Below are 20817 nucleotides of genomic sequence, written 5' to 3' on the forward strand. Positions count from 1 at the left end.
CAGCGAACAAAACGACCTCGTAGAGAACAGAACAGGGAACATCAATGACCGAAGCCCCGGTGCTGACCAGCGCCGCCATGCCGATTGTCCGCATCGCGGTGCTGGCCGACAGTCGGTTGACCGAGATCGCCGTGCCCGCGGAGCTGCCGCTGCGTGAGATTCTCCCGGCGGTGCAACGCCTGGTGGCCCCGGCCGCCGGCGACGACACCGAACCCGGGGACGGTGCCACGACCCGGCTGAGCCTGGCGCCCATCGGTGGCGCGCCGTTCAGCCTGGACGCCAGCCTGGACACCGTCGGAGTCGTCGACGGCGACCTGCTGGCGCTGCGGCCGGTACCGGCGGGCCCGGCGGCGCCCGGCATTGTCGAGGACATCGCCGATGCGGCCGTCATCTTCTCGGAGTCACGACGCAAACCCTGGGGAGCCAAGCACCTTCAGCGTGCTGCGCTGGCCGCCGGCGCGGGTTTGGTGCTGGCCGCCACCGGGCTGGCCACCGCGCACAGTGCGGTCACCGGCGAACCCGCGGGCCTGTTCGCGACCGGGGCCATCGCCTTGCTCACGGTGCTCGCCGCGCTGCTGTGCCGCACCCGGTCGGCCGAAGCCGCCCTGACCCTGTCGATCGCGGCGCTGGTACCGCTCGCCGCGGCGGGCACCCTGGCCGTTCCAGGTCTGTTCTGCCCCGCCCACGTGGTGCTGGGCGCGGCCGCGGTCAGCGCCTGGTCGCTGATCTGCCTGATCCTGCCCCCGGGCGGCCGCGGTGAGCGCGGGATCGCGTTCTTCACCGCGGCGGTGGTTGTCGGTGTCGGCGTGCTGGCCACGGCTGCGGTCAAGACGTTCTGGGAGTTGCCGCCCGTCAGCCTTGGATGCGGATTGATCACCGCGTCGCTGCTGTTGACCGTTGCCGCGCCGCAGGTTTCGGCGTTGTGGGCGCGTCTGCCGTTGCCGGTGATCCCGGCGCCGGGTGACCCCACCCCGTCGGCTCTGCCGGACAGCGTGCTTGCCGACCTGCCGCGCCGGGTCCGGGTCACCGATGCTCACCAGACCGGATTCATCGCCGGCTCGGTCCTGCTCGCGGTGCTGGGCTCGATTGCCATCGCGTATGCGCCCGAAGGGCTTTCGGGCTGGGCTTGGTACGTGGTCGCAGGTATCGCGGTTGCCTCGGTGCTGCGGGCCCGGGTGTGGGACTCGGCGTGGTGCAAGGCGTGGCTGTTGGCTGAGCCGCACCTGACGGCGATCGCACTGCTGGCCGTGTACGCGGCCACCGGCCGCTACCCGGCCGCCCTGGGCGCGGTGCTGGTGCTGGCCGCGCTCGCAGCGGTGTGGGCGGTGGTCGCGCTGAGCCCGACCGTCGCCTCGCCGGAGAGCTACTCGCTGCCGGTGCGGCGCCTGGTGGGCTTTGCGGCCTCCGGTGTCGACGCCACCCTGATCCCCGTCATGGCCTACCTGGTGGGCATCTTCGCCTGGGTTCTGTCTCGATGAACGTTGCCGCTCAGCGCAGCCGCGGCAGGTCGGCGGTCCGCGGGCTGGGCGCCGCGACGCTGGCCGCGCTGCTGACCAGTGCACCGGCGCTGGCGATCACCCCGCCGACGGTGGACCCGACCGTACCGCCGCCCAGCGGGGCGCCCGGCCCGGTCGCGGCCATGGAACAGCACGGGGACTGCGCCAGCTCGCTGCTGATGCCCGGCAGCGACGTCAGCACCGCACCGGCCGGGCAGCGGATGCTCGATCTGCCCACTGCGTGGCAGTTTTCCCGCGGCGAGGGCCAGACGGTGGCCGTCATCGACACCGGGGTCCGGCCCGGACCACGGCTGGGCACGGTCGACCCGGGCGGCGACTACATCGGCACCACCGACGGCCTGACCGACTGCGACGGGCACGGAACACTGGTCGCCGGCATCGTGGCCGGCCAGCCCGGGGACGACGGCTTCGCCGGAGTGGCCCCGGCGGCCCGCCTGCTGGCACTGCGGACCGCCTCGGCGACCATCTCACCGCGCCTGGCCGGCGAAGACCCGCGAACCACCCGCGTGATCACCGACATCACCGCATTGGCGCGCGCCATCGTGCACGCCGCGGACCTCGGTGCACGGGTCATCACCGTCTCCACCACCACCTGCCTGCCGGCCGATCGCAACGTCGACCAGACCGCGCTGGGCGCGGCCCTGCGCTACGCGGCGGTGGAGAAGGACGTGCTGATCGTGGCGGCCGCCGGCGACGCCGGGCAGACCGGATCGGTGGGCGGCGGCGGCGAGGCGTGCGAGTCCAACCCGCTCACCGACCTGAGCCGGCCGCAGGACCCCCGCAACTGGGCCGCGGTGACGTCGGTGTCGGTGCCGTCCTGGTGGCACCCCTACGTGCTGTCGGTGGCATCGCTGTCCTCGAGCGGCCGGCCGTCCGGTTTCACCATGGCCGGACCGTGGGTCGGCGTGGCGGCGCCCGGCGAGGACATCGTCTCGGTGAGCAACCGCGAGGACGGCGGGCTGGCCAATGCGCTGCCGGGCAACCAGGGCAGGCCGGTGCCGCTCAGCGGCACCGGGTACGCCGCCGGCTATGTGGCCGGGGTGGCCGCGCTGGTCCGCAGCCGCTACCCGGACCTCAACGCGATGCAGGTGGCGCACCGCATCGTCTCCACGGCCCATAACGCCGCACGCGCCCCGTCCGACGTGGTGGGCGCCGGGATCGTCGATCCGGTGGCCGCCCTGACCTGGGAGCTGCCGCCGGCTGCGGATCCGGCTGCCTCGCCCGCCAAGAAGATCTCCCCACCCCCGCCGCCGCAACCGGAGAACCCGGCCCCCCGGATCGTGGCCTTCGCCGGAACCGCGCTGCTGGCCGGGTTGGTCGTCGCGGTCGCCACCGGCGCCGCAGCGGCCGCCCGCCGACGAAAGGAAGACCAGTGAGCTCCTACCGAACCACCGTTCCACGCCCCGGGCCGGCCCGGATCGCTCTGGTGCTGCTGGCCGTGGTGCCCGCAGTGATGGCCAAACCCTGGGAGACCAGCACCCAGCGCTGGGTGCTGGCCGTCGGTGTTCTCGTCACGATCCTGCTGCTGGGCTGGTGGCGCGGACTGCACTTCACCACCATCGCCCGCCGGCGCCTGGCCATGCTGCGCTCGCGGGGCGGCGCCCACGCCGACCGGCCGGAGGTGGTCAACACCCGGACGACGGCGGCCCTGCGAATCAACGAGCCGGGGGCCGAGCCGAGCCTGCCGCTGCCGCTGATCGCGGGGTACCTGAACCGCTACGGTCTGCGGGCCGACACGGTCCGCCTCACCAGTCGGGTGTCGCGGTCGGACAGTGGCGCCACAACCACCGACACCTGGATCAGCCTGACGTACTCGGCCGAGCCGAACCTGGCTGCGCTGCAGGCGCGTTCGGCCGCCATTCCGCTGCAGCGCACCGTCGATGTCGCCGCCCGGCGCCTCGCCGACCATCTGCGCGAATTCGGCTGGGACACCACGATCGTCGCCGGTGAGGAGATTCCGTCGCTGAGCGGCGCGAAGGCCCGGGAAACCTGGCGGTGTCTGGAAGACGGCTCGGGCGACCATGTCGCGGCCTACCAGGTGGGTATCGACGCAGCGCTGGCCGACACCATCAGCCGGATTCAGGCGGTCAACGCCAACGAGGCCTGGACGGTGCTGGAATTCGCCGAGGCCGACGGTCAGCAGACCGTTGCCGCGGGCTGCGCCCTGCGTACCGGTTCGGTGCCCGACGGTGGCGCCCCCCTGGCGGGACTGCAGCCGCAGCAGGGCAATCATCGCCGCGCCCTGCTGGGCCTGCACCCGTTGTCCGGCAGTCGCCTGGGCGGTCATGCCCCGCTGGACGGCGACGAGATCGCCGCCCTGCGGTGGCCCGCTGCGGCGACGGTTGCGGCCGCGCGTTAGCGCACGGTTCTAGAACATGTAGGGCCGCAGGAACGCGGTCATCCTGCGCAGGTAGGCCGGCTGGCTGACGTGCAGTATGTGGTTCCCCGGGAACCAGTGCAGGGCACAGCGATCCCAGTGGTGCCACAGCATCTCGGACTGCTCCGGCGGTGCCAGCCGGTCGCCGAGACCGGTGATGATCAGTCGCCGTTCCCTGGCCACCAGCGGGGCGTAGTTCAACGGCGAGTGGAAGGCCGTCGCGGCCCCGAACTCGTCGCCGCCGACGCGCCCGAGCCGCTGTCCACCTGCGAGCACCATGTTCGCCGGGAACCAGTCGCGGATCTCCGATTCCACGGAGACCACCGGCACGTTCGGGACGACGGCCTGCAGCCGGGGCTCGACGGCGGCCAACAGGGCAGTGGTGTAGCCGCCCAGCGACAGACCGGTCAGCGCGAAGCGGTCGACGCCGGTGGACTCCAGATAGTCCAGCATCGAACGGAAGTCGTGGACCGCCTGGGCCATCGCTTCGGCGAATCCCGAAGCGCCGTGCGAGAAGTAGCCGTATCCGCTGAAGGGGGAATACTTTTCGGCGCGCCGACCGTGGAACGGCAGGGTGAACAGGGCGACATCGTATCCGGATCGGTAGAACCACGGCAGTGCGAAGAACAGGCCGTTGAACAGGTAAGCCGATCCCATGAACCCGTGGATGACGCACAACGTCGGCCGCGGCCCGTCCTCGTGGCGCCAATGCTGAAACCGCGCGGTGTTGTTGTTTCCCAGGGCGCTCCAGGAGTCGCGCATCGCCGGGTTGACGGCTTCGAAGCTGGAGCGGAAGGAGACGTTGTCCACGGTGCCGCGGGCAATCCGCTCAGCGATCGGGTTGGCCCGTCGCGCGGACACCCGCGGCGGCGCCGTCGGTGCGGGAAAGGATCGAGTCGGGTCCTGCGCCGATGCCAGCTCGGCGTAGAACTCCAGCCGCTCCCGCTCCCGCCGCGACTGCTTGCCGCCGACCGCCGTGGTGAGCACCGACGGAAACATCGCAGCGGCAACCATGGACGCGACCCCGGTGCGCAGCCCGATATCGGCGAAAGCCGAGGCGTCCACGATCAGCTTCTCCCGCAACGACAACTCGCTTCGGTGCGGCAGGCCCTGCGCGCCGGCGTCGGCGCCGGGAACATCGGGAATCGGAATAGGCGGCTGGATCGGGGTGAGGTCGGTGGGCACGGTCGCGGGCCTTTCTCGGGTGCGGGGCACGCCCTGGCCCCTATGGTCCCGGGTGCAACGGGGATGGTAACTCGATTGCGAACAGCTGCGCGGCGTTGTCGTGCAAAACCCCACGTAGCCAGTCGTCGTCGACCCCGGGAAGTGCGGTGAGCGCGTCCAGCGCCTCGCGGTAACCGTAGGGGATGTTCGGGAAATCGCTGCCGAACAGGATGCGCTCGCCCGCCTCGCGCAGTCGCGGATCGGTGCCGACCGGAAACGGCATGAGCTGGTCCACGAACGCGGTGAAGACCATCGTGGTATCCAGATGTACCGCTTGCGATTCCAGGCAGATGTCGAGGAAGTCGTCGTACTCCGGCATGCCCATGTGCGCGACGATCAGCGTCAGCCCCGGGTGGCGGCGCAGCAGCCGGCGAACCGGACCGGGCCCGGTGAACCGGCCGGGCTGCGGGCCGGAGCCGCAGTGGATCACCACGGGGGTGCCACTGTCTGCCAGCGACCCCCAAACCTCGTCGAGCAAAGGGTCGTTGGGGTCGTAGTCGCCGACCTGGATGTGTGCCTTGAAGACCTGCGCCCCGCCACTGATGGCGACGCCGACGTAGCCGGCGGCGCCGGGCTCGGGATAGAACGTCGCTGTCGACAGGCAATCCGGTGTCGCGCGGGCGAATTCGACTGCCCACTGGTTGAGCCAAGCAGCCATCTGGGGTTTGTGCGGATACACCAGGGAGGTGAAGCGGCGCACCCCGAAGGCACGCAGCGTGGCCAGGCGACCGGCCTCGTCCGCCCGGTAGTTGATCGGCCAGGGCCGGCCGAGCAGTGGGCCGGCCGAGTCGAAGTACTGCCACACCTTGTCCAGCACCGGCTTGGGCATGAAATGGGTGTGCACGTCGATGATCCCCGGCAGCCCCAGCGCCGACCAGACCTGGCGAACCGCCGCCGCTTCGGCGCCCCCTGTCACGCGCCGTCGTCCCAGGTGTTCTCGGAGACGAACTCGCCCAGGGGTTGTCGGTAGGCCCACTGGTCGATCTCCAGGGCCGGCCGGTCCGGAAACTCCGGTACCGGGCCCAGGCACAGGATCGCCACCGGCTCGGCATCCGGTGGCATGCCCACCAGTTGGGCCAGCGCCGCCGGTTCGAACAGCGACACCCATCCCATGCCGAGTCCTTCGGCGCGGGCGGCCAGCCACATGTTCTGGATCGCGCACGACACCGATGCCAGATCCATCTGCGGCAGGGTGCGGCGACCGAAGATGTGGGCCTGCCGGCCGTCGCGTAACGCCACCACCAACAGTTCGGCGCATTCGCGAATGCCTTCGACCTTCAGCGCCAGGAACTCCTGTTCGCGACGGCCCAGCGCCTCGGCGGTGCGATGGCGCTCCTCGTCGACCAAGGCATGGATCCGCTGCCGCAAGGCGGAGTCGGTGATCCGGATGAACCGCCACGGCTGCATGAGGCCCACACTCGGCGCGGCATGGGCCGCGGCCAGCAGCCGCGCCAGGACGTCGGGTTGCACGGTGCTGCCGGGTGAGAATCGCCGCATGTCCCGGCGTTCGGCGATCGCCCGGTACACCGCTTGGCGCTCCTGCTTGGTGAACGATGGATCAGCCACGGGATCATGGTAGGAGTCACACGAAAGGACGCTCGTGATGAAACGTTCGCAAATGCTCGACCAGTTGTGCGCCGACGCCCCCGGAGCTCTGGTTTACGGCGAACCCCACCAGACTCCCGACGGGGCGACCGTGATCACCGCGGCGCGCGTCACCACCTCGGGCCCCGGCGGTTCGCAGGTGACTGCCACGCCGCTCGGGGCCATGGTGATCCGTGGCGAGCAGGCCAAGTGGGTGGCGGCGGTCGATGCGAACCGGATCGCGTTGGTGGGCGTGTTCACCGGTCTGCTGGCCGCCGTCATCACGTCCCTGGCCGTTTTGCGCCGCCCGCCCTGGCCAGACCTGCGCTACGCCGGGGCGCGTGGAGAGGGAACGCAGTCGTGACACCTGCGCGTGCGGCCGCCCTGGGCTCGGTGGTGGGCGCGGCGGCGGTCTACGTGCTGATGTTGGTCGGCTACCGGCAGGGCTGGGGCTGGCTGGCCGGTATCGATGCCTCCGCGCTTCAGACGAGCTACGACATCGGGGTCAAACACCCTGTGTGGGTGCGGATCTGGGACGGCATCTCGACGGTCTTCGCGCCGGTGGTGTTCCGGGTGGTCAGCATGGTGGTGGCGGTGGTCGCCGCCCTGCGTCACCGGGTGCGCGTCGCGGTGTTCCTCTTGATTGCCGTGGAGACCAGCGGGACGCTGACCGCGCTGGCCAAGAACTCGGTCGACCGGCCGCGTCCGGTGACGGCACTGGTCTCGGCGCACTCGACGGCATTCCCGTCCGGGCATGCGCTGGGGGTGATGGTCGGCGCCGGCGCGCTGGCGCTGCTGGCGCTGCCCATGGTGCGGGGCAGGGCACGGCTCGCGGTGGTGCTGGTGGCAGCGCTGGTGGTCGGTGCGGTCGGCGTCTCCCGGGTGGCGCTCAACGTCCACCACCCCTCCGACGTGCTGGCCGGGTGGGCGCTGGGCTGGGCCTATCTGACGGTGTGGGCGCTGCTGCTGCAACCGTGGCGGCGACCTGAGCGGGTCACCGCGCCCGCCGCGGGATCGTCCTGATGTCCGGCTGCGGCGCCGACCCGGTGGGTGCGCTGATCTGCTCACGCAAGGGCTGCAGCGCCGACGCGGTCTACGGCATGTTGTGGAACAACCCGAAGCTGCACACACCAGAACGGCGCAAGGTGTGGCTGACCTGCGCGCAGCACCGGGAGTACTTCCGTGACTACCTGGGCTCCCGGGGCCTGCTCAAGGGTGAGGCGCCGGTCGCGGAGCTGCCCCGGCGCCCGGAGTAGTCCCCGGCGCGCCGTCAGCGGTGTTTGACCCGCTGCTGGGGTACGCAGATGATGAGCCGATGCGCCGCCTCGTGAGCCTGTTCAGCGCTGCTGTGTTCGGCGCCGCCGCGGTGACCGGCGTGCCGGGCGCCCACGCCGACGTCACGCCCTGGTTCGCCCGCTCGGTGGGCAACGCCACTCAGGTGATCTCCGTTGTCGGGGTTGGTGGTTCAGACGCCAAGATGGACGTTTACCAGCGCGGCGCTGCGGGCTGGCAGCCGGTGGCGGCCGGGATTCCGGCCCACGTCGGCTCGGCCGGCATGGCGGCCAAGGCCAAGAGCGGGTATCCGGCTACCCCGATGGGGGTTTTCACGCTGCCCTACGCGTTCGGCACCGCGCCCAACCCCGGTGGGGGACTGCAGTACGTCCAGGTCGGTCCCGACCACTGGTGGGACGGCGACGACCACAGCCCGACGTTCAACACCATGCAGGTGTGCAAGAGGGCGCAGTGCCCGTTCAACACCGGCGAGAGCGAGAATCTGCAGATCCCGCAGTACAAACACGCTGTGGTGATGGGCGTCAACACCGCGCGCACTCCCGGCGACGGTGCGGGCTTCTTCTTTCACACCACCGACGGCGGCCCGACCGCGGGCTGCGTGGCCATCGACGACGCCAAACTGGTGCAGATCATCGGGTGGCTGCGCCCCGGCGCGGTCATGGCGATCGCGCAGTAGCGGCAGGAGCCGTCAGGCCTGTTCGCAGTACGTGGCGTGGGCGATGCTGACGAACTGGGACGCCCTGGTGAGGGTCAGGCTGGGGTTGGCGTTCTTCACGGCCTTGGCCGCCTGGTTGGTGGTGTGGCCGTCGACGAGGTAGTCGCACACCGAATGCCCGCCGGCGACGGCGTCGGCGGCGTCGGGGTAGGAGATGCCCATTTTGTCCAGTGCGTTCAGAAACTCGCTGTCGCCGGGATCGGCGGTCGCCGGCGCCGCCAGGCCGAGCAGGCCGGCTACGGCGAATGCGGCCACTACAGGTTTACGTGCCCTCATCGTTTCCTCCCTCATTCCATCGATTCGGGACAGAACGCCGCTTGTGAGAACGTGACGAACCGGGCGGCGTTTTTGACCGACATCGCGCGGTTGGAGATCCGCACCGCGCGTGCCGCCGCGTCGACGTGATGGCCTGCCCCCAGGTAGGCGCAGACTTCCCGGCCGACGGCGACCGCGTCGGCGGCGTTGGTGTACTCGATCCCCGCTTGTTCGATGGTGCTGATGAACGCGGCGTCGGGATTGGGTTCGGGGTCGGCAGACGCCGGCGCGGCCCAGCCTGTCAGGGCCGCGGCGGTGGCCGCGGTCACGATCCATCGGGCGTGCTTCACAGTCTCGGAGCATCCTCGCCGCGGATTAATCCGTCGCAGCGACGGCATGAACGACGGATGAATACCGCCAGCCTGGCAAGTGCCTGTCAGGTAGCTGGCGAAATGACAATTCACAGACTTTCGCCCGTTTGAATGCTTTGCTGTAACCCGGAATTCACCGGTCGCGCGTTTGCTGATCGCCAGCGAGCTAACAACCAGCTGGCCGCAGTGACGGCTCTTGCCGAGGGGGTGCGATGTTCCTGGACTACGGTGTGCTTCCGCCGGAAATCAATTCGGGGCGCATGTATTCCGGACCCGGATCGGGTTCGTTGCTGACCGCGGCTTCGGCCTGGGAGAACCTGGCCGAAGAGCTGCAGACTGCCGCGTCCAGCTACGACTCGGTGACTACAGGACTGGTCACCGGGGGGTGGACCGGCCCGTCGGCGGCGGCGATGGCGGCCTCCGCCGCGCCGTATGTGACGTGGCTGCGCGGCACCGCCGCCCAGGCCGAGGAATCGGCCCGCCAGGCCGTGGCCGCGGCCCAGGCCTATTCGACCGCGGTGGCGGCGGTGGTGCCCCCACCGGTGATCGCCGCGAACCGGACCCTGCTGACGCAGCTGGTCGCCACCAACTTCTTCGGGCAGAACTCCCCGGCGATCGGGGAGGCCGAACTCCAATACGCGCAGATGTGGGCGCAGGACGCCGCCGCGATGTACCGCTACGCCGGCTCGTCGGCGGCCGCCTCGAACCTGGCCGCGTTCGACACCCCGCCGCAGACCACCAACGCCGCCGGGCCGGCCGCCCAGTCCGCCGCGGTCACCCAGGCGGCTTCGGATGCCGTGGCGGCCGGGCCGACGGACTTCATGAGTTGGTTGACATCGCTCATCGGCCAGATATCGCCGTTCACCGGGCTGACCACGCAGGGCCTGAGCGCGACGATGACCAGCTGGTCGGGCACGGCGAACATGCTCAGCAATGTCAACAACGGAATCGGCCTGGCCGCCTTTCAGGCCGAAAACCCCGCCGGCCTCGACGAGATTCTCCACCCGCCCAAGATCGGCCCGGCCGGCCTGGGCCTGGGCGGGCTGGGGCTGGGCAGCGCCGGGTTGGGCGGCGCCGGGACGTCGGCGGCCTCGGGTACCGCACTCAAGATCGGGGCGTTGTCGGTGCCCCACGCCTGGGCGATGCCGGTCACGCTGACCGCGGGCGGTACGCCGCTGCCGCCGTCTGTCGCGCCGCCGGTCGCGGCCGTCGCCGGCGGCGTGCCGGGTGCGGCGTTCGGCGAGACCATGCTCGGCACGCTGGCCGGGCGGGGGCTGGGAGCGGCGACGTCGCGTGCCGCCGCTTCGCGCCGCACCGTGGTCCCGCGTCCGCCGGCGGCCGGCTAGTGGCCGCCACCATGGACTTCGCGCTGCTTCCCCCGGAGATCAATTCCGGCCGGATGTACACCGGGCCCGGCGCGGGACCGATGCTCGCCGCGGCGGCGGCCTGGGACGCTGTGGCCGCCGAACTGGAGACCGCCGCGACCGGCTACTCCGGGGCGATCTCGGCTCTGCTCGGCCAGGCCTGGGCGGGCCCGGCGTCCGCCGCGATGGCCGGCGCTGCCGCACCCTACGTGGCGTGGCTGCAGGCCGGCGCCGCCAACGCCGAACAGACCGCGATCCAGGCCAAGGCCGTCGTCGCCGCCTACGAGGCCGCGTTCGCCGCGACGGTGCCGCCGCCGGTGATAGCCGCCAACCGGGTGTTGCTGGCCACCCTGGTCGCCACCAATTTCTTCGGCCAGAACACCCCGGCCATCGCCGCCACCGAGGCGGCGTATGCCGAGATGTGGGCCCAGGACGCGGTCGCGATGTACGGCTACGCGGCGGCGGCGATGCCGGCCAGCGCATTGCCGGAAGTCGACCAGGCCCCGCAGACCACCAACCCGGCCGGGCCCGGTGCGCAGTCGGCCGCGGTCGCGCAGGCTGTGGGCAACGGTCCCGCCACGACCCAGCTCAACGGTGCCGTGCAGAGTGCCCTGCAGCAGGTGCTCCAACCGGCGGCCGCCGCCACCGACCCGCCCTCGTGGTGGCAGACCCTGGTATCCGACCTGGGCCAGGTGACGCCGTACACCAGCATCGCCTCCAGCGGGCTCAGTTTCGACTCCAGCCTCTACACCGTGGTGAGCAACGGCGCCGGCTGGGGGCGCCTGGTGTATGTCCGCGGCGGTGCCGAGGGTGCGTTGACCTTCGAGGGGGTCGGACCACGCGGTGTGCTGTCGGCCGCCACGACGCCGGTAGGCGGTCCGGGTATCGGCCGGGCGATGCCGGTCGGCGGCCTGTCGGTGCCGCCGAACTGGGCGACCGCGGCCCCGGAGCTCAAGCCGATGGCCTACACGCTGGCTGCCGCCCAGTCGCCGGTGCCGGGTGCCGTCGGCGGACTGCCGCCGGGGGTGGCCTGCCAAGAGGCCATGATGGGCACCACCGCGGGTCAGGGGGCCACCGCCGAGACGACCAGTCGCCGCAACCAGAAGACCAACGACAAGGACACCGATCGCGAGGGCAAGCCGACACTGGACGGCAACGGCTGGCTGGCGGCGTCCTTGGCCTACCACAACCGGCCGCGTGAAGGGCAGCCGCTTCCGGCGCACTGGCGGACGGGTTAGCGCTCCTCGAGCGGGCCGGGTTCGCGGTGCAGATAGCGCACGACCATGTCGATCAACACCCGCCGCTCGGCCTGCCAGTCGAAGGGCCCACCGATGATCATCTGCGCCAGCACGATTCCGCGCAGCGCCGCCCAGATCACCTCGGCGACGCCCGCGTCGGCGGGATCATCGGAGACCAGCCGGCCCACGCGGCTGATCGCGTCGTTCATCTGCAACAGGTGCGCGTGCGACTGCTCGCCCAGGCTGCCGCGGGTGGCCCGCAGGATCTCGAACGCCGCCAGCGAGGTGGGGCTGGCGTAACAGCGCCACGCGGTGTCGACGACGGCTTCGATGCGCTCCCGCAGACCGAGCTCGCGGACGTCGACGGCGGACAGACTGGCCAGCAACGCGGCCACCCCGTCGTCGACCACGGCCATCAGCAGGCCGTTGCGGTCGCCGAAGTGGTACTGGATGACCCCCCACGTCACCCCGGCGCGTTCGGCGACGTGCTTGGCGGTCGCGGCGCCGAAACCCTCTTCGGTGATGCAGCGCACCGTTTCCTCGATGATCCGGGCGCGGGTGTCGTCGCCGCGTTTGCGGGGCGCGCTTGTTCGCCGGGTGGGGCCGGACGGCCGGGCGGGACCAGCGGAAACAGGCATTGTTGACTTTATAACATAGTCGGAACTATTTTTTACCGCGTGACCGAATCCAGGTATGCGTCGCTGTCCCGCGACGAGTTGGCCGTGCTGGTACCCGAACTGCTGCTGATCGGGCACATGATCGACCGATCCGGAATGGCCTGGTGCATCTCGGAGTTCGGCCGCGAGGAAATGGTGCAGATCGCCATCGAAGAATGGGCGGGCGCCAGTCCGATCTACACCCGGCGCATGCAGCGCGCGCTGGGCTACACCGGCGACGACATCTTCACCATCTTCAAAGGCCTGCAGTTCGACATCGGTTCACCGCCGCAGTTCATGGACTTCCGCTTCACCGTGCACGACCGCTGGAACGGTGAGTTCGAGCTGGCCAGCTGCGGCGCGCTGATCGATGTGGAGCCGATGGGCGACGAGTACGTCTTCGGCATGTGCCACACCATCGAAGACCCGACCTTCGACGCCACCGCGGTGGCCACCAACGTCCACGCGCAGGTCCGCCCCGTGCACCGGCCGCCCCGCACCCCGTCGGACCGGCAGCCGCACTGCCACTGGACCGTCATCATCGACCAGTCCTACCCGCCGGCCCAGCCGATCCCCGCATTGGCCGTGATCAGCCAGACCCGGGCGGCGACATGGGAGCTCGACGACATCGACCCCGCCGACGAGGGGCTGGCGGACTACACCGGGCCGCTGCTGAGCGACGTCGACTTCACCGCGTTCTCCCATTCGGCACTGGTCCGCATCGCCGACGAGGTGTGTCTGCAGATGCACCTGCTCTATCTGTCCTTCGCGCTGGCAGTGCGTGCCCGGGCCGGCTCGGACGAGCTGGCCGCCTCGGTGGGCCGGCGTCAGCTCACCGGCCTGGCCGGACTGGCCGCGATGCGCATCAAGAACGCGCTGAAGCTCCCGGCCGACATCGCCGGCGCGCAGCGGGTGTTCGAACTGCACCCGTTGTTCAACCCCATCGGCTACGTGCGCGCTGACTTCGGCGACAACTCCGTCGCGGTCCATCCGTCTCCCGCGCATCGCGACGGCGCCTGGATCAGCCTGTGCTCCCCGCAGGAGACCATTGCGCTGCAGGCCATCGCGACCGCGGTCAACCCGCACCTGCGGGTGCAGCTCGACGGGTCCGACGAGGCGTGGACGGCCCGCCTGGTCGAGGACGACACCGAGGCCAAGGAACTGCCCGAAGTGATGGTCGCCAAGGTGAGCAGCGGTGCGGGGTTCGTGTTTCGCCCCCGCACGTCACTGCCGCTGACGGTGGTATGAATCGGCTGATAGCCCGCAAACCGCCGGTGTGTCGCGAATCCGCGCCGCCGCCGCCCCGCCTAGGGTGAGGGCCATCCCAGCCGTTGCCGATCCAAGGTAGTCAGCCATGCCCGACCCGCAGGACGACGAGGCCACCAGGGAGGCGCACGCCGTCGACGCGACCGACATGGCGCCGACGGTGATGTCGACTCCCGAATCCGGTGCCGTCGTCGGCGCCCTCGCCTGGTCGCAGGAGGACGGCAGCGCCGGCGCCGAACCGGTGCCCTACGTCGACGACTTCTACGAGCACGACTTGGGCACCGGCCGGCGCCCGACGGTGGTGGTGCCCGCCGCGCCGGCTCCGGCCCCTCAAGCACCCTCCCGGCTGCCGCGAATCGCCCTCGGCGTGGGCATCCTGGTGGCGCTGATCGCCGTCGCCGGAGCGCTCGCCAGCCTGCTGGGCAGCCACCACGACACGACGCCGGTCACCCCCGAGAGCAGCGCCGTGGCGCCGCCCAGCGCGCCACCGCAGCCCAGCGCACCGGCGCCCCCGCCGGTGGCCACCACCTCTGTTGCGCCGCCGCCCACGACGTCTGTTGCACCGCCGCCGACCACGACGGCACCGGCCACCACGACCACCACCGCGCCGCCGACCACGACCACCACCACCAACCCGCCGACCACGACCACCACCACGGCGCCGCCCACCACGACGACTACCACCGCGCCGCCGACCACCACGGTTCCGCCGACCAGCGAGCCGCCCACCACCACGGTGGCCCCGACCGCCACCACCGTGCCGATGACCACCGAGTACCTGCGCATTCCCCTGGTGCCGGTGCCCATCCCCATCACCGTTCCGCAGAACTAGGCGCGAGCCTGGCCCCGCATGCGGCCGGCGTCCGGTGGTCGCCTGCGCATGGCCGGAATCGCCCGGCGCAGGCACACTGGGTGTGGCAGCGCGGTGAAAGGGGCTCGCAATGGGCGACAACGGGGCGTTCGGGTTCGACGCCGACGACTTGGATCGAATGATGCGTGAGGCCGGTGAGGGGCTGCGCGCGGCCTTCGACCGCTTCGCGGGAACCATGGGCACCGGCCGCGAGCGGGCCGGCTGGGGGGCCGTCTTCGCCGACCTGGCCCGTGCCGCGCGCGCGGAGCCGACGACTGCCGGCGAGACCGGTGACGGGGTCTGGGCCATCTTCACCGTCGGTGACGACGGCGCCGCCCGCGTCGAGCAGGTCTACGCCACCGAGATCGACGCCCTGCGGGCCAGCCAGCGCAATCCCGATCCGAAACGCCGGGTGCGGTTCCTGCCGTACGGGATCGCCGTCGGCGTGCTCGACGACAACGCCGACAACAATGAGGTGACATAAGGCACGCGCTCGGGCTTGTCCCGTTTGACACCGGTGCGGCGTGGGTTACATTGCCACCGTGCCAGAGATCAACCGCCGCCAAATAATGATGATGCTGGGTGTCGGCGCCGCCGCCGCCGTAGCTCCCGGCCCGGTGGCCAGCGCCGTTCCCGCGGCGCCCGGCGCACCGGGCGAGCCCGCCGCGCCCGGGACCCCCTCGGCGCCGGTGGCCAAGACCGCCGGCTTTTTGTGGCACGACGAGTTCGACGGCCCGGCCGGTTCGGCACCCGATCCCTCGAAGTGGACGATCTCCAACCACCGCACCCCGATCCGACGTCCGGTCGGTTGGGACCGGCCCGAGTACTTTCACCAGTACCGCGACAGCCGTAAGAACGTCTTCCTCGACGGCAATTCCAACCTGGTGATCCGCGGTACCCAGGAGGGCGAGCGCTACTTCGGCGGCTTGGTGCACGGCAACTGGCGCGGCGGTATCGGTACCACCTGGGAAGCGCGCATCAAGCTGAACTGCCAGACCTCCGGTGCCTGGCCCGCCTGGTGGCTGTCCAACGACGACCCGGGCCGCGAGGGTGAAATCGACCTGATGGAGTGGTACGGCAACGGCGAGTGGCCGTCGGGCACCACCGTGCACGCCAACCCGTACGGCACCGCATTCGAAACCTTCGCCTTCCCGGTCGACGGCAACTGGCACACCTGGCGGGTCACCTGGAATCAGAGCGGCATGTACTTCTGGCAGGACTACGCCGAGGGTATGGAACCCTACTTCTCGGTCCCGGCTGTTGGCATCGAGAACATCGACGAGCCGGGCCGGGAGTGGCCGTTCAACGACCCGGGCTACACCGTGTTCCCCATCCTGAACCTCGCTCTCGGGGGATCCGGGGGCGGCGACGCGCGCGCCGGGACCTACCCGGCGGACATGCTGATCGACTGGGTCCGGGTGTTCTAGAGCGGACTGACTCCGCCGGCTTCCGCGCCGTCCTCTCGGGCCTGAAGCCAGGCCTCACCCGCGCGGGCAGCCCGAATCAGTGCCCCGCGTTCGCCGAAGTAGCTGGCGAGCAGCCCGAGGCCGGGCAGCGAACCGAGGTGCTGGTAGAGCTTCTTGGGGTGCGGGCGCTTGCCCACCTCATCGAACGTCGCCCGCAGGATGCCGGCCAGCTGCCACACCGTCCGGGTCATCACCACCGGGGTCGACGACGTGATGGACCTCAGCGGTTTCCACCCCGGCGGCGGGCTCTCGGGAAGCGGTGGGGGATCGGACGGCGCCGGTAGCTCCAGGGTCTCGGGCAGATGCCGCCCGCACAGCACCTCGGCGAGCAGGCGCACCTTCGCGTCGCGATCGGTGACGCCGTACTCGCGGGCCAGCGCACACAGCACGACGGCTTGGTTGACGAATCCGGCCAGCTGGCCCACCGGCACCACACGGGCCAGCACCCCGAAGGCCCCCGGGGAAGCCACCACCAGCGTGTTCAGGGCGCCCACCCGGTGCACCCACCAGTGCGCGCGCTGGTCGCGGCTCATGCGCTCCCACGCCGCGGTGCCGGGGAGGTCGGCGGCATTGAGCAGTTGCGCCCCGGCGTTGAGGGCGCGGTCGGCGGCGCTGGGACCACGGCCGGCCTCGTGACGGCGCCGCCGCAGCCGGAACCGGCGGATGCGATGCGTCAACCCGTGAGGCGGTGCGGGCAACCGGCGGGTGCGTCTGCGCAGGCCGATGGGATCCGCCTGGGCGAGCAGGTCCAGCAGCGGGTCGATGACCGTGACCGCGCGGCTCAGCGCGTCGGCGACCTCGGCGTCGGTCAGGGTGGTGTGCGGCTTCGGAAACAGACCCATACCGGTGATTGTGGCGGGCCTCAGCCGGGCAGGGAGCGGTTTGGGGCCGTGATCACGCCGGCCCGGACGCGCGCCGGGACCCCGGCGGGGGCGCAGCGTAGGTCACCACCAGCACCTCGGCCGGGTCCGTGCCGACTTGTCGCAGCTTGTGCGGGGCGGATGCGTCGAAATAGGCGCAATCGCCGGTACCGAGCGTGACGAGGTGGCCGTCGTGATCGAGTTCGACCTCGCCGGCGTGCACGAAGACGAGCTCCTGGCCCAGGTGGGTCGAGTGGGGATGCGTTGCGAAGGTGCGGCCTGGACGCACGACGAAGGGTGACATGGACTTTCCCAGCATCTGAGACGCGATCGCGTGATGACGCACGGCGCCGCGCTCGGCGGCCCGCTCGACGCTGAAGGTGGAGACCTCTGGATCGTCGGAGAACAGCTGCGCCACATCGACATCGAGTGCCCGGGAGATCTTCAGGGCGGCGGCTATAGACGGAACACTCTGTCCGCGTTCGACCTTCGACAGATAACTCTTGGTCAAGCCGGTGTCGGCCGCCAGGGCGTCCAGCGTCATACCCCGCTGTTGGCGGACGGCGCGCAACGGGCCACTCACGGAATCCAAGATACATCATTGACTATAGGAAACCTTGCGTCATAGAGTTCCTCATGTGTCATGAGGTGCGGCGGAAGGGAGCTTCTGATGGCGGACACCATGGGCGACTCCAAGGCCGATCTGATGCGCCGCGCGCTCGACGACCTGACCCGCAACGTCGCCGAATCCCGGCTCACGCTCCGGGAGAAGCTGGCCCTGACCTGTCGTGCCCTGTTCGACGCCGGACACGACTCCGGCCTGGCCGGCCAGATCACCGCCCGCGCGGAGACGCCGGGAACCTACTACACCCAGCGCCTGGGCCTGGGCTTCGACGAGATCACCGCGGGGAATCTGCTGGTGGTGGACGAAGATCTCCACGTTGTCGACGGTGACGGAATGCCCAACCCCGCCAACCGATTCCACTCTTGGATCTACCGAGCTCGGCCGGACGTGAACTGCATCGTGCACACCCACCCGTTTCATGTGGCGGCGCTGTCCATGTTGGAAGTTCCGCTGATTGTCTCTCACATGGACATCGCACCGCTCTACGACGACTGCGCATTCCTGCCCGACTGGCCCGGCGTTCCGGTCGGAAACGAAGAGGGCGAGATCATTTCGGCCGCGCTGGGAGACAAGAAGGCCATCCTGCTGGCCCACCACGGGCACGTGGTCGCCGGAGCCAGCGTGGAGGAAGCCTGTTCGCTGGCGATGCTGATCGAACGAGGCGCCCGGCTGCAGCTGGCCGCCATGGCCGCGGGCACCATCGCGCCGCTGCCCAGCCGACTGGCCCGCGAGGCACACGACTGGACCCTGACACCCAAGCGCAGCCAGGCGAACTTCGCCTACTACGCCCGGCGCGCCCTGGTCCGCCACCCCGACGCCCTCGACCTCTGATCCCGCGACCCGAAAGACGCCCTGATGACCTCGACGCCCGAAATCCACGGCATCATCGCTTATCCCGTCACCCCATTCAGTCGCGAGGGCGGGGGTGTCGACACAGTGGCGCTGGCCGCCCTGGTCGAGCAGCTGGTCTCCACCGGCGCGCACGCCATCGCCCCCCTGGGCAGCACGGGGGAGTCGGCCTATCTGAGCGAGGCGGAGTTCGACACCGTCGTCGACACCACCGTCGGCGTCGTGAACGGCCGGGTGCCGGTGATCGTCGGGGCATCGGATCTGACGACCGCCAACACCATTCGGCGCGCCAAGCACGCCGAGCGGGCCGGTGCCGACGCGCTGATGGTCCTGCCGGTCTCCTACTGGAAACTGACCGACCGCGAGATCGCCCAGCACTACGCCAGCGTCGCCGCCGGCGTCGATCTGCCGATCATGGCCTACAACAATCCGGCCACCAGCGGGATCGACATGAGCCCCGAGCTGCTGGTGCAGATGTTCACCGACATCGACAACCTGACCATGGTCAAAGAGTCCACCGGCGACCTGACGCGCATGCAGCGCATCAAGGCGCTCTCCGCGGGGCAGCTGCCGTTCTACAACGGCAGCAATCCGCTGGTGCTCGATGCGCTGAACGAAGGTGCGGCCGGCTGGTGCACGGCGGCCCCGAACCTGCGGCCGCAACCATGCCTGGACCTCTACCGTGCGGTGCGCGACGGAGACCGGGCCGGGGCCCAGCAGATCTACGACGACCTCGCACCGCTGCTGCGCTTCATCGTCGCCGGGGGCCTGCCGACCACGGTCAAGGCGGGGTTGCAGCTGCTCGGCTTCGACGCCGGAGACCCCAGGGCGCCCCTGCTGCCGCTGGATGAGGCCGGCCGCGCCGAGCTCACAGCGATTTTGGCGGAGGTCTAGGCACTAGGCTGGACGGAGCCAAGATGCCGAGGGGCCGCCCGGTAACTCCGATAGCTGCGCAAAGACCTCATCAGAGTTCATTTGCTGTTGCAAAGACAAAACATAGATGACACATAACCTCATTAACGTTCGCCTCATGAAAATCGGCATAACAGCGATATTGCTTGCTGCCGCGCTCACGGGCGTGGCCACACCGGTGACAGCATCTGCGGCTTGCGGAGACCCCGGCGACGCGCCGTGCACGGGCCCCGCTCCCACCCCCGACGAGGTTCTCGGGGTGATGGCCGAGTTGACCGATCCGAACATTCCCGCCCTGAACAAATCCAATATCGTCACGCCCGGGTTCAGTCCCGGCGAAGCCCAGACGATCGACCAGCGCCTGAGGGAGACCCAAGACGCCGGGCTGCTGCCCTACCACTTCGTGGTCAGCAACATCCAGCCCGCGCCGGACAACTTCGCCGGGGCGACCGTCACGTCCGTGGGGGGCTTTCACGAAGAAAGCGCGCCCGAGTCCATCGTGCTGTCCAACCAGGGCGGACGGTGGCTGATCACCCACGACACCGCGGTCACCGTGCTCGAGCACTTCTGGCACAACGCCAACCGCCCCTTTGTCCCGATCGTCCCGTGGATCAAGTAAGCCGGTTTCCGGTCGATTGTTCGCGAGCGCCCGACCGCGACATGCGGGGCTACCTGGCGCCCCCTGCTGACGCGGGCCCGGCCCTGAGCCGGGCCGGCATCCGGGGCCGGCAGCGAGCGTTGTGGCTGCCGTGTACCTGGGGTGTCATCGACGACCGGTGATGCCTTCGGCGGCCGCACGTGTCGGTGGCCGCGGGTAGCTTCGCGGTTATGAACAGGACCGGCAGCCCGTGGGCAGCGACTGTCGCACACGGGATGTCGGGCGCGCTGGTTACCGCCGCCCTGGCCGTCTTCGGTGCTGCGCTCGGGGCAGCGCCCGCCGAAGCCGCGCCGCGCTGCCTGTTTCAGGGCGACTGGAACTGTGAAGGGCCCCCGCCCTACCACGGGCCGCTGCTGCCGACCTGGAACGCGCCCGGCACCTACGGCGGCTGGACCACCAACCCCGTCCAATGCGATGTGGTGACCAGGCAATGCCGGCAGGTCATGACCAAGCCCTGATTGGGGTGAGTGCGCAGTATCTCTGTTGCTCAAGCGTGGAGCCGATGACGGGAATCGAACCCGCGTATTCAGCTTGGCGGCGGCCGTCAACCGCAATACGCGGGCGTTCTTCAAGATGTTGCGAGGCAACACTTTCCGGTTTACCTAGTACGCCAAGATGCAGGTAAGTTCGTGCCGGATTGGGCGCGTTTGTGCGGGGAAAGTACGGAGGGCGCGCAAAGTCCCCGCGAGCGACGAGCGGCTTGCTAATCGTCGTCCTGTTCGGCAGTGAAGACGTGG

The 20817-nt window shown here is 70.2% G+C and carries 25 protein-coding genes; 17 read left to right on the forward strand and 8 right to left on the reverse strand.

Annotation, left to right across the window (positions count from 1 at the left end; genetic code table 11):
• Positions 1–44 precede the first annotated feature (44 nt).
• The 3 genes from eccD to eccE are packed head-to-tail and all read left to right on the forward strand — an operon-like array spanning position 45 to position 3876.
• A complete protein-coding gene (eccD, locus tag G6N14_RS18920) occupies positions 45–1478 on the forward strand; it encodes a type VII secretion integral membrane protein EccD (protein ID WP_085136360.1) in 1434 nt (477 codons plus the stop codon).
• Positions 1475–2893 (forward strand): type VII secretion-associated serine protease mycosin, encoded by a 1419-nt coding sequence (mycP, locus tag G6N14_RS18925; RefSeq protein ID WP_085136361.1) that lies wholly within the window; start codon positions 1475–1477, stop codon positions 2891–2893. The genes eccD and mycP overlap by 4 nt, the downstream gene beginning before the upstream one ends.
• Positions 2890–3876, forward strand: a complete 987-nt coding sequence (eccE, locus tag G6N14_RS18930) for a type VII secretion protein EccE (protein WP_085136362.1) — start codon at positions 2890–2892, stop codon at positions 3874–3876. Before mycP ends, eccE begins: the two co-directional genes overlap by 4 nt.
• 9 nt (positions 3877–3885) lie before the next feature.
• Here eccE and G6N14_RS18935 read toward each other — a convergent pair whose 3' ends face one another.
• From G6N14_RS18935 to bluB, 3 genes are read right to left on the reverse strand one after another with little or no spacing between them, the layout of a single operon-like run.
• A complete protein-coding gene (locus G6N14_RS18935) occupies positions 3886–5079 on the reverse strand; it encodes an alpha/beta fold hydrolase (protein ID WP_085136363.1) in 1194 nt (397 codons plus the stop codon).
• Positions 5080–5119: 40 nt separating this feature from the next.
• Complete coding sequence (locus G6N14_RS18940; RefSeq protein ID WP_085136364.1) at positions 5120–6034, reverse strand: amidohydrolase family protein; 915 nt, start codon at positions 6032–6034, stop codon at positions 5120–5122.
• Positions 6031–6684, reverse strand: coding sequence for a 5,6-dimethylbenzimidazole synthase (gene bluB / locus G6N14_RS18945; RefSeq protein WP_085136365.1), 654 nt, complete (start codon positions 6682–6684; stop codon positions 6031–6033). The genes G6N14_RS18940 and bluB overlap by 4 nt, the downstream gene beginning before the upstream one ends.
• A 37-nt stretch (positions 6685–6721) precedes the next feature.
• Between bluB and G6N14_RS18950 the strand changes: the two genes are divergently transcribed.
• From G6N14_RS18950 to G6N14_RS18965, 4 genes are read left to right on the forward strand one after another with little or no spacing between them, the layout of a single operon-like run.
• The gene (locus G6N14_RS18950) at positions 6722–7066 is read left to right on the forward strand and encodes a hypothetical protein (RefSeq protein WP_085136366.1); all 345 of its coding nucleotides are present in this window, start codon (positions 6722–6724) and stop codon (positions 7064–7066) included.
• The gene (locus G6N14_RS18955; RefSeq protein WP_234808962.1) at positions 7063–7725 is read left to right on the forward strand and encodes a phosphatase PAP2 family protein; all 663 of its coding nucleotides are present in this window, start codon (positions 7063–7065) and stop codon (positions 7723–7725) included. The genes G6N14_RS18950 and G6N14_RS18955 overlap by 4 nt, the downstream gene beginning before the upstream one ends.
• The gene (locus G6N14_RS18960) at positions 7725–7958 is read left to right on the forward strand and encodes a hypothetical protein (RefSeq protein WP_085136367.1); all 234 of its coding nucleotides are present in this window, start codon (positions 7725–7727) and stop codon (positions 7956–7958) included. The genes G6N14_RS18955 and G6N14_RS18960 overlap by 1 nt, the downstream gene beginning before the upstream one ends.
• A gap of 59 nt (positions 7959–8017) precedes the next feature.
• Positions 8018–8671: a L,D-transpeptidase family protein gene (locus G6N14_RS18965; RefSeq protein ID WP_085136717.1), complete on the forward strand. Its 654-nt coding sequence runs from the start codon at positions 8018–8020 to the stop codon at positions 8669–8671.
• Between the two features lie 12 nt (positions 8672–8683).
• Here G6N14_RS18965 and G6N14_RS18970 read toward each other — a convergent pair whose 3' ends face one another.
• Positions 8684–8986: a DUF732 domain-containing protein gene (locus G6N14_RS18970; RefSeq protein WP_163787262.1), complete on the reverse strand. Its 303-nt coding sequence runs from the start codon at positions 8984–8986 to the stop codon at positions 8684–8686.
• A gap of 11 nt (positions 8987–8997) precedes the next feature.
• A complete protein-coding gene (locus G6N14_RS18975) occupies positions 8998–9315 on the reverse strand; it encodes a DUF732 domain-containing protein (protein ID WP_085136369.1) in 318 nt (105 codons plus the stop codon).
• A 233-nt stretch (positions 9316–9548) separates the two neighbouring features.
• Here G6N14_RS18975 and G6N14_RS18980 point away from each other — a divergent pair, with 233 nt between their 5' ends.
• Complete coding sequence (locus tag G6N14_RS18980; protein ID WP_109559864.1) at positions 9549–10682, forward strand: PPE family protein; 1134 nt, start codon at positions 9549–9551, stop codon at positions 10680–10682.
• Between the two features lie 11 nt (positions 10683–10693).
• The gene (locus G6N14_RS18985) at positions 10694–11938 is read left to right on the forward strand and encodes a PPE family protein (protein WP_133054928.1); all 1245 of its coding nucleotides are present in this window, start codon (positions 10694–10696) and stop codon (positions 11936–11938) included.
• On the opposite strand, the gene G6N14_RS18990 is transcribed toward G6N14_RS18985, so the two are convergent.
• On the reverse strand, positions 11935–12576 hold the full coding sequence (locus G6N14_RS18990; protein ID WP_085136371.1) for a TetR/AcrR family transcriptional regulator: 642 nt from the start codon (positions 12574–12576) through the stop codon (positions 11935–11937). The genes G6N14_RS18985 and G6N14_RS18990 overlap by 4 nt on opposite strands.
• A 39-nt stretch (positions 12577–12615) precedes the next feature.
• Here G6N14_RS18990 and G6N14_RS18995 point away from each other — a divergent pair, with 39 nt between their 5' ends.
• The 4 genes from G6N14_RS18995 to G6N14_RS19010 all read left to right on the forward strand — a co-directional run bounded on the left by G6N14_RS18995 (position 12616) and on the right by G6N14_RS19010 (position 16137).
• Positions 12616–13842: a hypothetical protein gene (locus G6N14_RS18995; RefSeq protein ID WP_085136372.1), complete on the forward strand. Its 1227-nt coding sequence runs from the start codon at positions 12616–12618 to the stop codon at positions 13840–13842.
• A gap of 106 nt (positions 13843–13948) precedes the next feature.
• Entirely contained in the window at positions 13949–14692 is a 744-nt protein-coding gene (locus G6N14_RS19000; RefSeq protein WP_109559865.1) for a hypothetical protein, read from the forward strand.
• 109 nt (positions 14693–14801) lie between these two features.
• Complete coding sequence (locus G6N14_RS19005; RefSeq protein WP_085136373.1) at positions 14802–15194, forward strand: Rv0313 family protein; 393 nt, start codon at positions 14802–14804, stop codon at positions 15192–15194.
• Positions 15195–15279: 85 nt separating this feature from the next.
• Positions 15280–16137 carry a glycoside hydrolase family 16 protein gene (locus G6N14_RS19010; protein ID WP_085136374.1) on the forward strand — a complete coding sequence of 286 codons (858 nt, stop codon included), beginning with the start codon at positions 15280–15282 and terminating at the stop codon, positions 16135–16137.
• Here G6N14_RS19010 and G6N14_RS19015 read toward each other — a convergent pair.
• Both G6N14_RS19015 and G6N14_RS19020 read right to left on the reverse strand, forming a co-directional pair.
• Positions 16134–17018: a hypothetical protein gene (locus tag G6N14_RS19015; RefSeq protein ID WP_085136375.1), complete on the reverse strand. Its 885-nt coding sequence runs from the start codon at positions 17016–17018 to the stop codon at positions 16134–16136. The two genes, G6N14_RS19010 and G6N14_RS19015, sit on opposite strands and share 4 nt — an antisense overlap.
• Positions 17019–17070: 52 nt before the next feature.
• A complete protein-coding gene (locus tag G6N14_RS19020) occupies positions 17071–17619 on the reverse strand; it encodes a helix-turn-helix domain-containing protein (protein WP_085136376.1) in 549 nt (182 codons plus the stop codon).
• A gap of 87 nt (positions 17620–17706) precedes the next feature.
• Here G6N14_RS19020 and G6N14_RS19025 point away from each other — a divergent pair, with 87 nt between their 5' ends.
• The 4 genes from G6N14_RS19025 to G6N14_RS19040 all read left to right on the forward strand — a co-directional run bounded on the left by G6N14_RS19025 (position 17707) and on the right by G6N14_RS19040 (position 20538).
• A complete protein-coding gene (locus tag G6N14_RS19025; protein ID WP_085136377.1) occupies positions 17707–18492 on the forward strand; it encodes an aldolase in 786 nt (261 codons plus the stop codon).
• A 24-nt stretch (positions 18493–18516) separates the two neighbouring features.
• Positions 18517–19404: a dihydrodipicolinate synthase family protein gene (locus tag G6N14_RS19030; protein ID WP_085136378.1), complete on the forward strand. Its 888-nt coding sequence runs from the start codon at positions 18517–18519 to the stop codon at positions 19402–19404.
• Between the two features lie 136 nt (positions 19405–19540).
• Positions 19541–20041, forward strand: a complete 501-nt coding sequence (locus tag G6N14_RS19035; protein WP_133054929.1) for an MTB12 C-terminal domain-containing protein — start codon at positions 19541–19543, stop codon at positions 20039–20041.
• A gap of 209 nt (positions 20042–20250) precedes the next feature.
• Positions 20251–20538: a hypothetical protein gene (locus tag G6N14_RS19040; protein ID WP_133054930.1), complete on the forward strand. Its 288-nt coding sequence runs from the start codon at positions 20251–20253 to the stop codon at positions 20536–20538.
• Positions 20539–20817 lie beyond the last annotated feature (279 nt).

Source organism: Mycolicibacter hiberniae (assembly GCF_010729485.1).
In the GTDB taxonomy this organism is placed as follows: domain Bacteria; phylum Actinomycetota; class Actinomycetes; order Mycobacteriales; family Mycobacteriaceae; genus Mycobacterium; species Mycobacterium hiberniae.

Coding starts and splice junctions, on each gene's coding strand:
- eccD (WP_085136360.1), top strand. CDS start 45: ATGACCGAAGCCCCGGTGCTGACCAGCGCCGCCATGCCGATTGTCCGC.
- mycP (WP_085136361.1), top strand. CDS start 1,475: ATGAACGTTGCCGCTCAGCGCAGCCGCGGCAGGTCGGCGGTCCGCGGG.
- G6N14_RS18950 (WP_085136366.1), top strand. CDS start 6,722: ATGAAACGTTCGCAAATGCTCGACCAGTTGTGCGCCGACGCCCCCGGA.
- G6N14_RS18960 (WP_085136367.1), top strand. CDS start 7,725: ATGTCCGGCTGCGGCGCCGACCCGGTGGGTGCGCTGATCTGCTCACGC.
- G6N14_RS18965 (WP_085136717.1), top strand. CDS start 8,018: ATGCGCCGCCTCGTGAGCCTGTTCAGCGCTGCTGTGTTCGGCGCCGCC.
- G6N14_RS18970 (WP_163787262.1), bottom strand. CDS start 8,986: ATGAGGGCACGTAAACCTGTAGTGGCCGCATTCGCCGTAGCCGGCCTG.
- G6N14_RS18980 (WP_109559864.1), top strand. CDS start 9,549: ATGTTCCTGGACTACGGTGTGCTTCCGCCGGAAATCAATTCGGGGCGC.
- G6N14_RS18985 (WP_133054928.1), top strand. CDS start 10,694: ATGGACTTCGCGCTGCTTCCCCCGGAGATCAATTCCGGCCGGATGTAC.
- G6N14_RS18990 (WP_085136371.1), bottom strand. CDS start 12,576: ATGCCTGTTTCCGCTGGTCCCGCCCGGCCGTCCGGCCCCACCCGGCGA.
- G6N14_RS19000 (WP_109559865.1), top strand. CDS start 13,949: ATGCCCGACCCGCAGGACGACGAGGCCACCAGGGAGGCGCACGCCGTC.
- G6N14_RS19005 (WP_085136373.1), top strand. CDS start 14,802: ATGGGCGACAACGGGGCGTTCGGGTTCGACGCCGACGACTTGGATCGA.
- G6N14_RS19010 (WP_085136374.1), top strand. CDS start 15,280: ATGATGATGCTGGGTGTCGGCGCCGCCGCCGCCGTAGCTCCCGGCCCG.
- G6N14_RS19015 (WP_085136375.1), bottom strand. CDS start 17,018: ATGGGTCTGTTTCCGAAGCCGCACACCACCCTGACCGACGCCGAGGTC.
- G6N14_RS19025 (WP_085136377.1), top strand. CDS start 17,707: ATGGCGGACACCATGGGCGACTCCAAGGCCGATCTGATGCGCCGCGCG.
- G6N14_RS19030 (WP_085136378.1), top strand. CDS start 18,517: ATGACCTCGACGCCCGAAATCCACGGCATCATCGCTTATCCCGTCACC.
- G6N14_RS19035 (WP_133054929.1), top strand. CDS start 19,541: ATGAAAATCGGCATAACAGCGATATTGCTTGCTGCCGCGCTCACGGGC.
- G6N14_RS19040 (WP_133054930.1), top strand. CDS start 20,251: ATGAACAGGACCGGCAGCCCGTGGGCAGCGACTGTCGCACACGGGATG.